Source organism: Pseudomonas sp. NFX5 (assembly GCF_049132125.1).
Lineage (GTDB): Bacteria > Pseudomonadota > Gammaproteobacteria > Pseudomonadales > Pseudomonadaceae > Aquipseudomonas > Aquipseudomonas marginalis.
In genome coordinates this window covers 88,846-101,267 of the sequence record NZ_JAFMZG010000009.1, presented here as the reverse complement: position 1 = coordinate 101,267, position 12,422 = coordinate 88,846, and the positions used below count along the sequence as shown (strand labels likewise).

Genomic DNA, 12,422 nt, shown 5'->3' with positions numbered 1-12,422 from the left:
TCATGCAAATTGAGCATGAATTGAGGTGGAGAAGTGGACCGATTTCTGTTGATGACGTGCTTCGCGCGTGCTGTAGAAACCGGGAGCTTTTCGGCGGCAGGGCGTGATCTAGGGCTGGGGCAACCGAATGTAAGCCGCTATGTAGCGGCTCTGGAGGAGCATTTGCAGACGCGTTTGCTCCACCGGTCTACGCGCAAGCTGTCGTTGACACCGGAGGGCGAACGCTACTATGCGGACATCCGGCGCATCCTGGATGCGGTGGATGAATCCGAATCGTCCTTCAGAAACAACGTCGATCCATCGGGACTCTTGCGCGTAGCCTGTCCGACAGCTCTCGCACACGCGTTTGTGCTGCCGCATGTGCCGGCCTTTCTGGAGCGCTACCCTCAATTGATCTTGGATCTCCAACTCAACGATCGATACGTAGACCTGGTCAATGAAGGCACCGAACTCGCCATTCGCATAGGACTGCTGGAGGACAGCACCTTGCGCGCCCGGCCTCTTGGATGGTACGACCGGGTCTTCGTCGCCAGCACGGACTACTTGGCTAAACGCGGCGTTCCGCAGACCCCGGAGGATCTACGCGACCACGATTGCATCATCTACACCTTACTGTCGTCCGGGGCGACCTGGCGATTCCGGGACGCGGAGATTCCGATTACCGGCAGGCTCAGGGTCAACTCGCCCGACGCTGTGAGTGCGGCGGTCGTGGCGGGCCTGGGTGTGGCGCATGGACCCGCGTGGCTGTTTGAGGGCGGGCTGAACAGCGGGAGATTACAGTTCATTCTCACCAACCATGGGGCTCCACCTGTCCCCGTGCAGATGGTTTATGTCGCCAATAGATTGCTCCCCACGCGGGCTATCGTGTTCATGGATTTCATGGCTGAGGTGTTTTCAAAGATTCCAGCCTTGAACGGCGGCACCCCGGTGCCGACTCTATAAGACGAGACGGCACCGGCAGATGTTGAACTCGCGTATAAACAGCTGTATCGGGCTCAGGCGCAGTTCAGCGAAGTGCCGGGCTGGAGTCATCGTCAAACAAAAAAGGCCGCGACGCTCAAGAGCGTCGCGGCCTTGTTATGACTGCGGTATTTACGCCGAATGGTAGGTCGGCAGGGCAAAGCGGTTCTGGCTTTGCAACATCGAAATTTGCGGCAGTTCACTGGCTTGTTCGGCCAGGTCGCGACGAATCGCGCTGATCACCCAGGTCAATTGATCGGCGGTGTGCAACTGCTGGTAAGAGATCGAACGCTTGACCTGCTTGCCGTCACTGTTGCGCAGGGTCAACAGAATGCCGCCGTCGGGACGAGGCTGGGTGGTGACGTCGTAGTTGGAGAATACTGAAGCGAATTTATCTTGGATCAGGCTCATGTCTATCAGCTCCGTTGGCTCAAGTTGGCAAGCATGGAGTGATAGGTGCAGTGATTGTGCCATCTTGTGATTTATAAAATATCGTTATAAATCAACAGCTTGAAAAAGTAGAAGATTTTCGCTTTCGTGCAATTTGCATGAATGGCCATCATGCATCCTGCATTTTGCGTTACTCAATGGGATCGGATGGATGCGCCTGTACGGCTAAAGACTACTCGCGGGCAGCTAAATTCCTTTTTTGAGCACCCACCCGACGGGATACAAAACTTTTCAAATCCCGCGTGTACAGCCGAAGAACGGCTGACGTATTTTCCTGCAATGCATTCGGCCTTCCTCTTACGGAGGTGTCGGTGCTTCGGGATCAGACGAAGAATAAGAAAAAGGACGTTTCTCCATGAGCCACCCGCACAACGACATGATCACCTGGGGCAAGCTGCTGAGTAAGGTGCCGGCCATCGTTCGCGCCCTGCCGCGCGTAGTGCGCGGCATGCGTGCCGCCAATGTCACCGACCCCGCGCAGCCTTGCGGGCTGGGCTGGCACTTTGAGCAAGCCACCCTGCGCAACCCCGACGGCAACGCATTGCTGTACGGCGACCGTGTGCTCAGCTACACCGACGCCAACCAGCGCGCCAACCGTATTGCCCACCACCTGCAAGCCGAGGGCATCGGCAAGGGGGACGTGGTGGCGCTGTTTATCGAAAACCGCCCCGAATTGCTCTTGAACGTGCTGGCCGTGGCCAAGCTGGGTGGCATCTGCGCGATGCTCAATACCGCGCAAACCCAGGCGGCGCTGGTGCACAGCCTGACCCTGGTGAGCCCGGCAGCCATTATTGTCGGCGCGGAACTGGTGGCCCCCTATGACGCGGTGCGCGATCAGGTGGCCATCGCGGCTGATCGAACCTGGTTCGTCGCCGATCAGCCGTCCAGCCTGGTGCCGCAGGGGTATATCGACCTGTTGGCGGCGAGCGCCGCGTGCCCGGTGGACAACCCGGCCAGCACTGCGCAGATCTTCTTCAACGACCCTTGCTTCTATATCTACACCTCCGGCACCACCGGCCTGCCCAAGGCCGGCATCATGAAACACGGCCGCTGGACCAAGACTGCCGTCAGCTTCGGCAGCATCGCGCTGGACATGGGCCCGGACGATGTCCTGTATTGCACCTTGCCGCTGTACCACGCCACCGGCCTTTGCGTGTGTTGGGGCTCGGCGATTGTCGGGGCCTCGGGCTTCGCCATTCGCCGCAAGTTCAGCGCCAGCCAGTTCTGGGACGATGCGCGCCGATTCAAGGCGACCACCCTCGGCTACGTCGGTGAGTTGTGTCGTTACCTGCTCGACCAGCCACCCAGCGAAAACGACCGTGACAACTGCGTGACCAAGATGGTTGGCAATGGCTTGCGCCCCGGTGTGTGGGCGCAGTTCAAGGCACGCTATGGCGTGGAGCATATCTGCGAGCTGTACGCGGCCAGTGACGGCAATATCGGTTTTACCAACGTGCTGAATTTCGACAACACCATCGGTTTCTGCCTGCAGCACTGGGCGCTGGTGGACTACGCCCATGACAGCGGCGAGCCGCTGCGTGGCAGCGATGGCTTTATGCGTAAAGTCCCCACGGGCGGGCAGGGCCTGTTGTTGGCGAGGATCGATGAAAAATCGCCCTTCGACGGCTACACTGACCCGGAAAAGAATCGCAGGGTGGTACTCACCGACGTGTTTGAAAAAGGTGACCGCTACTTCAATACCGGCGATTTGTTGCGCAGCATCGGCTTTGGCCATGCGCAATTTGTGGATCGCCTGGGGGACACCTATCGCTGGAAAGGTGAAAACGTGTCCACCACCGAGGTCGAGAACGTCCTGCTGCAACACCCGCAGATCGCCGAAGTGGTGGCTTATGGCGTCGAGATCGAAAACACCAATGGCCGCGCGGGCATGGTCGCCATCACCCCGAGTGAATCCCTGGCCTCGCTGGACATGCGCGAGCTGCTGAAATTCGCCCACGGCCAGTTGCCCCACTATGCGGTGCCGCTCTTCCTGCGGATCAAGGTCAAGATGGAAACCACCGGTACCTTCAAGTACCAGAAGGTCAAGCTCAAGGAAGAAGCCTTTGATCCGGACAAGGCCGGCAATGACCCGGTGTATGCCTGGTTGCCGGGGTCGGACTGCTATGTGCCGGTCACCGGGCAACTGTTGGCGCAGATCCAGGGCGGCCAGTTCCGCTATTGATTCTGTCTATGGCCGCTTTTGCTAAAAAGGGCATGACAGTGGGGAACTCCCTCGCGACACTGGCGGCCTATAAAGCACCAGACAAGGAGCCCCCACATGTCAGACCACGCCAAACAAATGACTGAAGACGAAGCCGCCGAATTTGCCGAGCAGGTCTTCGACGTCGCCCGCAAAGGCGACGCCGCCATGCTCGCCGCGCTCCTGGCCAAAGGCTTGCCGGCCAACTTTCGCAACCACAACGGCGATACCTTGCTGATGCTGTCTGCCTACCACGGCCATGCCGAAGCGGTAAAAGTGCTGCTGGAGTTCAAGGCCGACCCGCTGAGCGCCAATGACAAGAACCAGTTGCCCATCGCCGGCGCGGCGTTCAAGGGCCACTTGCCGGTGGTCAAGGCGCTGATTGAAGGGGGCACGCCGATCGAGGCCGCCTCGTCCGACGGGCGTACTGCGTTGATGATGGCCGCCATGTTCAACCGCGTCGACATGGTCGACTACCTGCTCAGCCAAGGCGCCAACCCCAAGGCCACCGATGCCCAGGGCGCGACTGCGCTGGCGGCGGCGCAGACCATGGGGGCGAAGGACACGGCGGCGCAGTTGGAGAAACTGGTGTAGGCTGTGCGCCCTCAAAAACCAGCCCGCTACAGGATCACCCCATGAAAACCGCCCTCGTCGAACTTATCAGCAAAATCAGCGCCGGGGTCATGGGCGCGGACGAGGTGGCGCGCATCGCCGAAGAGGCCGCCCAGGCCTACGCCGACCCGGCGGCCTTCCTGGCCGCCAACCCGGATATCAACTACGACGACAGCTTTCCGATCCCGCTGGGGGAGTGGGTGGTGGTCGGCAGCCTGCCGGATACCGTGCTGTTCCAGGCCGATACCTATGGCGACCTGTTTGCGCAGATCGTCGCGTCGTTCGGACCGGGTGTGGCGTTCAACCTCAAACCCAAGCAACTGGCCAAGACTGACGGCCTCACCGCCCTGAACCGTATCCAGATCCAGATGAGCGCCCTGAGCCCGGAAGACGGCGGTTATGTGCTGCTCAACTTCAGCCAGTTGCTGGACGACGAGATCCAGGCGGTGCTGGTGTTCGGCAATGACCTGCCGCGCGTGCTGGCGTTGTGTGCCGAAGTCGGCATCCAGGCCGAGCCATCCCTGGAAGCGCTGAAGGTCGCCGTGCACGTCTGAAATAAAACGGAACCCCGGCCAGGGCCGGCTATCCTACAAGGGCATGCCCTCACTTAGGAGCGACACCATGGGTTCCACTTTTAACAGCCTGATCGGCTTGATCATCCTGGCTCTGGATATCTGGGCGATCATCAATGTGTTCAAAAGCGGCGCAAGCACCGGGGCCAAGGTGTTGTGGATCCTGTTGATCCTGCTGCTGCCGGTACTGGGCCTGATCATCTGGGCTATCGCCGGGCCGCGCGGCAACGTGCGGATCTGATCCCTGCTCCCTCCTTGTAGCAGCTGCCTCGCCGAGGCTCGGCAGCTGCTACGGTACTTGCTCGTCTCTTCGCTGTATTTTGTGTATCGAAATATTCGCTGCACACAATTTTCACATCTTATCCAAGACAATCCGCCGGCTCTATCTCTCCCTGCCAAGGCCCTGCCTCAGGTGCTTTTAAAGGCGGCGCAGCGGTGCTCGTTCAGTAATTAATAGCCTTGATGGCATTGATCGGGCACCATTCGCGCCACTGCATTACTTCGTCACTTAAACTTCCAATGGGTCCTGAAACGACATGGCAAACCCGGACGCCCTGAGTCAGCAGCGAGCTTCTAATCGCCTGCTGCAACCGACCGTCAAATCCCATCTGGCGTACACGCTGCTCTGCGCACTGGTCATGATGGTGATGTTCTCCCTGCTGCGCCTGGCGCTGCTGGTCTACAACCGCGAGATGATCCTCGACACGCCGGCCTCGACCTTCCTTGAAGCGTTCGCCAACGGCCTGCGTTTTGACATCCGCCTGGTGGTCTACCTGCTGATCCCGCTGCTGCTGGCACTGTTCAGCGTACGGGCCATGGCCGCGCGTGGGTTATTCCGCTTCTGGCTGACCCTTGCGTCCAGCATCGCCCTGTTCCTGGGCTTGATGGAGATGGACTTCTACCGCGAGTTCCACCAGCGCCTCAACGGCCTGGTCTTCCAGTATGTGAAGGAAGACCCGAAAACCGTGATGAGCATGCTCTGGTACGGTTTCCCGGTGGTGCGCTACCTGCTGGCCTGGGCCGTGGGCACGCTGATCCTGAGCATCGCGTTCAAAGGCGCCGACCGCGCCACGCGCCCACGTGGCCCGTTCAGTGGTGGCAGCATCGGCACGCGCCAGGTGGCGCCGTGGTACAGCCGCATCGCGGTGTTCGTCGTGTGCCTGCTGATCGCCGTGGTTGCCGCCCGTGGCACCCTGCGCCAGGGCCCGCCGCTGCGTTGGGGCGATGTGTACACCACCGATTCGAACTTCGCCAACCAGTTGGGCCTCAATGGCACCTTGTCGCTGATCGCGGCGGCCAAGGCCCGGTTCGGTGAGGACCGCTCCAACATCTGGAAGGCGACCCTGGACCAGCCGCTGGCCACCCAGACCGTGCGTGACATGCTGGTGCTGCCACAGGAAAAACTGGTCGATACCGACATCGCCGCCGTACGCCGCGACTACACGCCGCCGGCCGAGAAGACCCTGCCGATCAAGAACGTGGTCGTGATCCTGATGGAAAGCTTCGCCGGTCACTCGGTCGGCGCCTTGGGGCGTCCCGGCAACATCACGCCATCCTTCGACAAACTGTCCAAGGAAGGCCTGCTGTTCGACCGTTTCTTCTCCAACGGCACCCATACCCACCAGGGGATGTTCGCCACCATGGCCTGCTTCCCGAACCTGCCAGGCTTTGAATACCTGATGCAGACCCCGGAAGGCAGCCATAAGCTGTCGGGCCTGCCACAGTTGCTCAGCGCCCGTGATTTCAACGACGTGTATGTCTACAACGGCGACTTCGCCTGGGACAACCAGTCGGGCTTCTTCAGCAACCAGGGCATGACCAACTTCATCGGCCGCAACGACTTCGTCGACCCGGTGTTCTCCGACCCGACCTGGGGCGTGTCCGACCAGGACATGTTCAACCGTGGCCTGGAAGAGTTGAAGGCCCGTGAAGGCGGCAAGCCGTTCTACGCACTCCTGCAAACCCTGTCCAACCACACGCCGTACGCGTTGCCGACGCCATTGCCGGTGGAGAAAGTCACCGACCGTGGCAGCCTCAACGAGCATTTGACGGCCATGCGTTACTCCGACTGGGCCCTGGGCCAGTTCTTTGAGAAGGCCCGCAAGGAGCCGTACTTCAAGGAAACCCTGTTCGTGATCGTGGGCGACCATGGCTTCGGCAACGAACAGCAGATCACCGAGATGGACCTGGGTCGCTTCAACGTACCGATGCTGATGATTGCACCGGGCGTGCAGGAGAAGTTCGGCGAGCGTGACCACACCGTGGGCACCCAGATCGACATCGTGCCGACCATCATGGGCCGCCTGGGTGGTGACACCCTGCACCAATGCTGGGGCCGCGACTTGCTGAACCTGCCGGAAGGCGACAAGGGCTTTGGCGTGATCAAGCCATCGGGCAGCGACCAGACCGTGGCCCTGGTCACCGCAGACCGCATTCTGGTACTGCCCAAGGAAATGCCACCGAAGCTGTGGCAATACGAACTGGGCGCCAACCCGAGCGGTAAAGTGATTGCCGAATCGCCGGACGAGGCTGCACTCAAGCAGAAACTCGAAGCGTTCCTGCAAACCGCGACCAAGAGTTTGCTGGATAACACCGCAGGCGTTGTAAACGGTAAGCCGGACTAATTAACCGGCAATAAAAAAGAGGCCTTTTTCAAGGCCTCTTTTTTTTGCTTCGTTATTACCGCGGAGCGGTTATATCCGGCCCAGTAACAACAGGACCAGCAGCACCACCAGCACCACACCGAGGATACCCGACGGGCCATAACCCCAATTACGCGAGTGCGGGAATACCGGCAGGCCGCCGACCAGCAGGAGGATCAAGATAATGATCAGAATGAGGCTCATGGTTTTTTCCTTATTGTCTTTCTGCAAAGACCGGTTGTTTAACGATAGGCCTGCAGAGTTAATTACAGACGCCTTAACTACTCCGACTCTGGTGCTTCGCAGAAAATTCCATGTTTTTTTAAAGCATTTCGGTCAGTCGCTTATTTCTTTTAATTCGCGCTCATCCAGCACTTATTAGTTGAAAAACATTGAACTTAGGCGGACGGCAGGTATCCGACCCGGCCCACGGTTTGCCTGGGGCATTCATCACTCTGATGGTGCGTGGGTGCAGGAAAAACCTTCGCTACACTGCCGATCACTTCTTCTGTGAACCACAAGGCTACTTCCTATGCAAAATCGCATGATGATCACTGGCGCCGGGTCCGGCCTGGGTCGTGAAATCGCTCTGCGCTGGGCCCGCGAGGGTTGGCAGTTGGCCTTGTCGGACGTCAGCGAGCCAGGCTTGCAGGACACCCTGAAGCGCGTGCGTGAAGCCGGTGGCGATGGCTTTATCCAGCGCTGCGACGTGCGCGACTACAGCCAGCTCACGGCGTTTGCCCAGGCCTGCGAAGTGAAGCTGGGCGGCATCGATGTGATCGTCAACAACGCCGGCGTAGCCTCGGGCGGCTTCTTTGCCGAGTTGTCGCTGGAGGACTGGGACTGGCAGATCGCAATCAACCTGATGGGCGTGGTCAAGGGCTGCAAGGCGTTCCTGCCGCTGCTGGAAAAGAGCAAGGGCCGCATCATCAACATCGCCTCGATGGCGGCCCTGATGCAGGGGCCGGCCATGAGCAACTACAACGTGGCCAAGGCCGGTGTGGTGGCGCTGTCGGAGAGTTTGCTGGTGGAGCTCAAGCAGCAGGAAATCGGCGTGCACGTGGTGTGCCCGTCGTTCTTCCAGACCAACCTGTTGGATTCTTTCCGTGGGCCCACACCGGCGATGAAGGCGCAGGTAGGCAAGTTGTTGGAGAGTTCGCCGATCTCGGCGGCGGACATTGCCGACTACATCTACCAGCGTGTGGCGCAGGGCGAATTCATGATCCTGCCCCATGAGCAGGGGCGGATGGCGTGGGCCTTAAAGCAGAAGAACCCGCAGTTGCTCTATGACGAAATGACCACCATGGCCGACAGGATGCGCTCCAAGGCACAGGCTGTTAAGGGCTGATCAGGCGGTAGTCTGTCAGGCAATTTACCTGCATGTGTAGGCGTTGCCTGATTTTGCCGCGAGGCATTGCTGCGCCCACACCCAGCGCGCATGGTCGGGGTCCTGTCATTCAATAAGGACAACCGCCATGCTGGTCTTAAGCCGCGCCGTAGGCGAAATCATCGCTATCGGTGATGACATCACCGTGCGCATTCTCGAGCTGAATGGTAATCAGGTGAAATTTGGTGTTGTTGCGCCCGTCGGGGTGCATGTCCATCGTGCCGAGGTCCACCAAAAGATCCTCAAGCGTCAAACCCCGCAATCCCAAACCGCCACCAACCCCTGAGTCAGTCGAACAGATGCTTGGGCACATCGTGCTTGAGCATCAACTGGCACTGCTCGCTGTCCGGGTCGAACACAATCAGCGCCTGGCCCTTGGTCAGCGCCTGGCGCACCCGCAGCACGCGGGTTTCCAGGGGCGTGTCGTCACCATTGTCGGTGCCGTCGCGGGTCACGAAGTCTTCGATAAGGCGGGTCAGGGTGTCGACTTCAAGTGCATCGTAGGGAATCAGCATACAAGCCTCAGATGATGGATCCCGGCGATCCTACTGCGCCGGGACCGCAGTTGCCAGCGTCAGGACTTCTGGCCGACCAGGCTGTCCACCGACGGCACACGCGTGTCGCTCTCCATCTGCGTTTCGTGCTCGATCTGATGGCTGAACCGGTCCAGTGAGCCCTGGGCCGGTTGTGCGTCACTGGCGAACACCGGCGGGCTGAGGATATACGCGCCCAACAGCCGGCTCAGCGCCGCCAGGCTGTCGATATGGGTGCGCTCATAACCATGGGTCGCATCGCAACCGAACGCCAGCAGCGCGGTGCGGATGTCGTGGCCGGCCGTCACCGCCGAATGGGCATCGCTGAAGTAATAGCGGAACAGGTCGCGGCGCACGGGCAAGTCGTTATCCGAGGCCAGGCGCAGCAGGTGGCGGGAGAGGTGATAGTCATACGGCCCGCCGGAATCCTGCATGGCCACACTGACCGCGTGCTCGCTGGAGTGCTGGCCGGGGGCGACCGGGGCGATATCGATACCGACAAACTCACTCACATCCCAGGGCAAAGCCGCCGCGGCGCCGCTGCCGGTTTCCTCGGTGATGGTGAACAGCGGGTGGCAGTCGATCAACAACGGTTCGCCGCTGTCGACGATGGCCTTGAGCGCAGCCAACAGCGCGGCGACGCCGGCTTTATCGTCCAGGTGGCGGGCACTGATATGCCCGCTCTCGGTGAACTCGGGCAAGGGGTCGAACGCCACGTAGTCACCGATGCCGATCCCCAGGGAATCGCAATCGGCGCGGGTGGCGCAGTAGGCATCCAGGCGCAATTCCACATGGTCCCAGCCCACCGGCATTTCATCCACGGCGGTGTTGAACGCGTGCCCGGAGGCCATCAACGGCAACACGCTGCCACGGATCACACCGTTGTCGGTAAACAGGCTGACGCGGCTGCCCTCGGCAAAGCGGCTCGACCAGCAGCCGACGGGCGCGAGGGTCAGGCGGCCGTTGTCCTTGATCGCGCGCACGGCGGCGCCGATGGTGTCCAGGTGCGCGGACACCGCACGGTCGGGGCTGTTTTTCTGGCCCTTGAGGGTGGCGCGAATGGTCCCGCGCCGGGTCATTTCAAACGGGATGCCCAGCTCTTCCAGGCGTTCGGCGACGTAGCGCACGATGGTGTCGGTAAACCCGGTGGGGCTGGGAATGGCGAGCATTTCCAGCAGGACTTTTTGCAGGTAGTTGAGGTCCGGTTCGGGGATGGTTCGGCTCATGAAGACTCCTGATGAAATAAGTGAAATTCTTTGGCCAGTGGGGCTGTTGTGGCCAAGGGGCTTGTTGTGGCAAGCCCGCTCACCACAGGGTTATTGAGCTGTCGGCTGGCTATGGGGGAATAGCAGGTCCACAAACTTCTCCGCCGTCGGCTGCGGTTCATGGTTGGCCAGGCCGGCCCGTTCGTTGGCTTCGATAAAGACGTACTCGGGTTGATCGGCCGCAGCCACCATCAGGTCCAGGCCCACCATGGGGATATCCAGGGCGCGGGCGGCGCGCACGGCGGCGTCCACCAGGGTCGGATGGAGGATCGCGGTGACGTCCTCCAGGCAGCCGCCGGTGTGCAGGTTGGCGGTGCGGCGCACGGCCAGGGTCTGGCCACGGGGCAGGATGCTGCTGTAGTCGTAGCCGGCGGCGTGCAGGGTGCGTTCGGTTTCTGCATCCACGGGGATTTTGCTTTCGCCGTCGGTGGCCGCCTGCCGGCGTCGGCTCTGGGCCTCGATCAGCGCACCAATGGAATGCTGGCCGTCACCGGTCACTTCGGCAGGGCGGCGAATCGCAGCGGCGACCACCTCGAAGCCGATCACCAGGATGCGCAGGTCCAGGCCTTGGTGGAAGCTCTCCAGCAACACGCGGCTGTCGAACTGGCGCGCGGCTTCGATTGCCTGCTGCACCTCTTCAATGCTCTGCAGATCCACCGCCACGCCCTGGCCTTGCTCGCCATCCAGCGGCTTGACCACGACGCGCTGGTGTTCGTCGAGGAACTCCAGGTTGTCATCGGCGCTGCCCGCCAGTTGTTGCGCAGGCAGTTTCAAACCCGCGGCTTTCAACACCTTGTGGGTGAGGCTCTTGTCCTGGCACAGGGTCATGCTGATCGCGCTGGTCAGGTCGCTCAGCGACTCGCGGCAGCGCACGCGGCGGCCACCATGGCTGAGGGTGAACAAACCGGCATCGGCGTCATCCACCTGCACATCGATGCCGCGTCGATGGGCCTCTTCGACAATGATCCGCGCATACGGGTTGAACCCCGCCTGGGGTCCGGGGCCGAGGAACAGCGGCTGGTTGATACCGTTCTTGCGCTTGATCGCAAAGGTGGTCAGGGCACGGAAGCCGAGCTTGGCGTAGAGGTTCTTGGCCTGGCGATTATCGTGCAGCACCGACAGGTCGAGATAGCTCAGGCCACGGCTCATAAAGTGCTCCACCAGGTGGCGCACCAGCACTTCGCCCACACCGGGGCGTGTGCACAGCGGGTCGACCGCCAGGCACCACAGGCTGCAACCGTTTTCCGGGTCGTGGAAGGCTTTCTGGTGATTGAGGCCCATCACGCTGCCGATCACCGCGCCACTGTCTTCGTCCTCGGCCAGCCAGTACACCGGGCCGCCTTCATGGCGCGGTGTCAGGCGTTCGGCGTCGACCGGCAGCATGCCGCGGCCTTGATACAACTGGTTGACCGCCAGCCAATCGGCCTCGCTCTGCACCCGGCGAATCCGAAAGCCGCGAAACACACGGGTGGCCGGGCGGTAGTCGCTGAACCACAGGCGCAGGGTGTCGGATGGGTCGAGGAACAACTGCTGCGGATCTATGCCGAGGATCTGCTGGGGCGCGGCCACATACAGCGCGATATCGCGCTCGCCGGGTTGTTCGTTGAGCAGTTCCTGGGCCAGGCTCGCCGGGTCCGGGAAGGTATGGCCGATCAACAACCGGCCCCAGCCGCAATGCACGGCGATCGGCTCGGCGGCCAATGGGCTGCCATCTTCGGCCAGACGCGCTTGCAGGCGCTCGTAGGTCGGCGCCTGGCCCTTCAACAAGCGTTGGCTGTAAGCCGCTGCATGGGGTTTCATC

13 protein-coding genes are annotated in these 12,422 nt (G+C 61.0%); 8 read left to right on the top strand and 5 right to left on the bottom strand.

Translation table 11 applies throughout. The features are described from left to right. Positions 1-33: 33 nt before the first annotated feature. On the top strand, positions 34-942 hold the full coding sequence (locus J1N02_RS04430) for a LysR family transcriptional regulator (protein ID WP_405125553.1): 909 nt from the start codon (positions 34-36) through the stop codon (positions 940-942). Between the two features lie 150 nt (positions 943-1,092). On the opposite strand, the gene J1N02_RS04425 is transcribed toward J1N02_RS04430, so the two are convergent. Then, positions 1,093-1,371: a DUF3509 domain-containing protein gene (locus tag J1N02_RS04425; protein ID WP_027603943.1), complete on the bottom strand. Its 279-nt coding sequence runs from the start codon at positions 1,369-1,371 to the stop codon at positions 1,093-1,095. A gap of 394 nt (positions 1,372-1,765) precedes the next feature. Here J1N02_RS04425 and J1N02_RS04420 point away from each other — a divergent pair, with 394 nt between their 5' ends. The 5 genes from J1N02_RS04420 (at position 1,766) to J1N02_RS04400 (ending at position 7,418) form a co-directional block, all read left to right on the top strand. Further along, the gene (locus tag J1N02_RS04420) at positions 1,766-3,592 is read left to right on the top strand and encodes a long-chain-acyl-CoA synthetase (protein WP_368962263.1); all 1,827 of its coding nucleotides are present in this window, start codon (positions 1,766-1,768) and stop codon (positions 3,590-3,592) included. A gap of 96 nt (positions 3,593-3,688) precedes the next feature. Next, positions 3,689-4,204, top strand: a complete 516-nt coding sequence (locus J1N02_RS04415) for an ankyrin repeat domain-containing protein (protein WP_421147189.1) — start codon at positions 3,689-3,691, stop codon at positions 4,202-4,204. 41 nt (positions 4,205-4,245) lie between these two features. Continuing rightward, a complete protein-coding gene (locus J1N02_RS04410) occupies positions 4,246-4,776 on the top strand; it encodes a hypothetical protein (RefSeq protein WP_027603946.1) in 531 nt (176 codons plus the stop codon). A 67-nt stretch (positions 4,777-4,843) separates the two neighbouring features. Then, the gene (locus tag J1N02_RS04405) at positions 4,844-5,035 is read left to right on the top strand and encodes a PLDc N-terminal domain-containing protein (RefSeq protein ID WP_003192770.1); all 192 of its coding nucleotides are present in this window, start codon (positions 4,844-4,846) and stop codon (positions 5,033-5,035) included. Between the two features lie 295 nt (positions 5,036-5,330). Beyond that, entirely contained in the window at positions 5,331-7,418 is a 2,088-nt protein-coding gene (locus J1N02_RS04400; RefSeq protein WP_098478982.1) for an LTA synthase family protein, read from the top strand. A gap of 69 nt (positions 7,419-7,487) precedes the next feature. On the opposite strand, the gene J1N02_RS04395 is transcribed toward J1N02_RS04400, so the two are convergent. Then, positions 7,488-7,640, bottom strand: coding sequence for a DUF3309 family protein (locus J1N02_RS04395; RefSeq protein WP_015885095.1), 153 nt, complete (start codon positions 7,638-7,640; stop codon positions 7,488-7,490). Positions 7,641-7,968: 328 nt separating this feature from the next. Here J1N02_RS04395 and J1N02_RS04390 point away from each other — a divergent pair, with 328 nt between their 5' ends. Beyond that, positions 7,969-8,784, top strand: a complete 816-nt coding sequence (locus tag J1N02_RS04390) for an SDR family oxidoreductase (RefSeq protein WP_421147188.1) — start codon at positions 7,969-7,971, stop codon at positions 8,782-8,784. A gap of 127 nt (positions 8,785-8,911) precedes the next feature. Then, complete coding sequence (gene csrA / locus J1N02_RS04385) at positions 8,912-9,109, top strand: carbon storage regulator CsrA (RefSeq protein WP_092355080.1); 198 nt, start codon at positions 8,912-8,914, stop codon at positions 9,107-9,109. A gap of 1 nt (position 9,110) precedes the next feature. Here the strand turns inward: csrA and J1N02_RS04380 are convergent, their stop codons facing one another. From J1N02_RS04380 to ngg, 3 genes are all read right to left on the bottom strand, one after another. Continuing rightward, positions 9,111-9,338, bottom strand: coding sequence for a YheU family protein (locus J1N02_RS04380; protein WP_003236706.1), 228 nt, complete (start codon positions 9,336-9,338; stop codon positions 9,111-9,113). A gap of 59 nt (positions 9,339-9,397) precedes the next feature. Further along, positions 9,398-10,582, bottom strand: a complete 1,185-nt coding sequence (locus J1N02_RS04375) for an osmoprotectant NAGGN system M42 family peptidase (protein ID WP_421147187.1) — start codon at positions 10,580-10,582, stop codon at positions 9,398-9,400. 90 nt (positions 10,583-10,672) lie between these two features. Continuing rightward, on the bottom strand, positions 10,673-12,421 hold the full coding sequence (ngg, locus tag J1N02_RS04370) for an N-acetylglutaminylglutamine synthetase (RefSeq protein ID WP_027603951.1): 1,749 nt from the start codon (positions 12,419-12,421) through the stop codon (positions 10,673-10,675). Position 12,422 lies beyond the last annotated feature (1 nt).

Bases quoted from the DNA above. Each gene is read 5' to 3' on its own strand.
- J1N02_RS04395 (WP_015885095.1), bottom strand. From the start codon at position 7,640: ATGAGCCTCATTCTGATCATTATCTTGATCCTCCTGCTGGTCGGCGGC.
- ngg (WP_027603951.1), bottom strand. From the start codon at position 12,421: ATGAAACCCCATGCAGCGGCTTACAGCCAACGCTTGTTGAAGGGCCAG.
- J1N02_RS04425 (WP_027603943.1), bottom strand. From the start codon at position 1,371: ATGAGCCTGATCCAAGATAAATTCGCTTCAGTATTCTCCAACTACGAC.
- J1N02_RS04390 (WP_421147188.1), top strand. From the start codon at position 7,969: ATGCAAAATCGCATGATGATCACTGGCGCCGGGTCCGGCCTGGGTCGT.
- J1N02_RS04380 (WP_003236706.1), bottom strand. From the start codon at position 9,338: ATGCTGATTCCCTACGATGCACTTGAAGTCGACACCCTGACCCGCCTT.
- csrA (WP_092355080.1), top strand. From the start codon at position 8,912: ATGCTGGTCTTAAGCCGCGCCGTAGGCGAAATCATCGCTATCGGTGAT.
- J1N02_RS04400 (WP_098478982.1), top strand. From the start codon at position 5,331: ATGGCAAACCCGGACGCCCTGAGTCAGCAGCGAGCTTCTAATCGCCTG.
- J1N02_RS04415 (WP_421147189.1), top strand. From the start codon at position 3,689: ATGTCAGACCACGCCAAACAAATGACTGAAGACGAAGCCGCCGAATTT.
- J1N02_RS04375 (WP_421147187.1), bottom strand. From the start codon at position 10,582: ATGAGCCGAACCATCCCCGAACCGGACCTCAACTACCTGCAAAAAGTC.
- J1N02_RS04420 (WP_368962263.1), top strand. From the start codon at position 1,766: ATGAGCCACCCGCACAACGACATGATCACCTGGGGCAAGCTGCTGAGT.
- J1N02_RS04410 (WP_027603946.1), top strand. From the start codon at position 4,246: ATGAAAACCGCCCTCGTCGAACTTATCAGCAAAATCAGCGCCGGGGTC.
- J1N02_RS04405 (WP_003192770.1), top strand. From the start codon at position 4,844: ATGGGTTCCACTTTTAACAGCCTGATCGGCTTGATCATCCTGGCTCTG.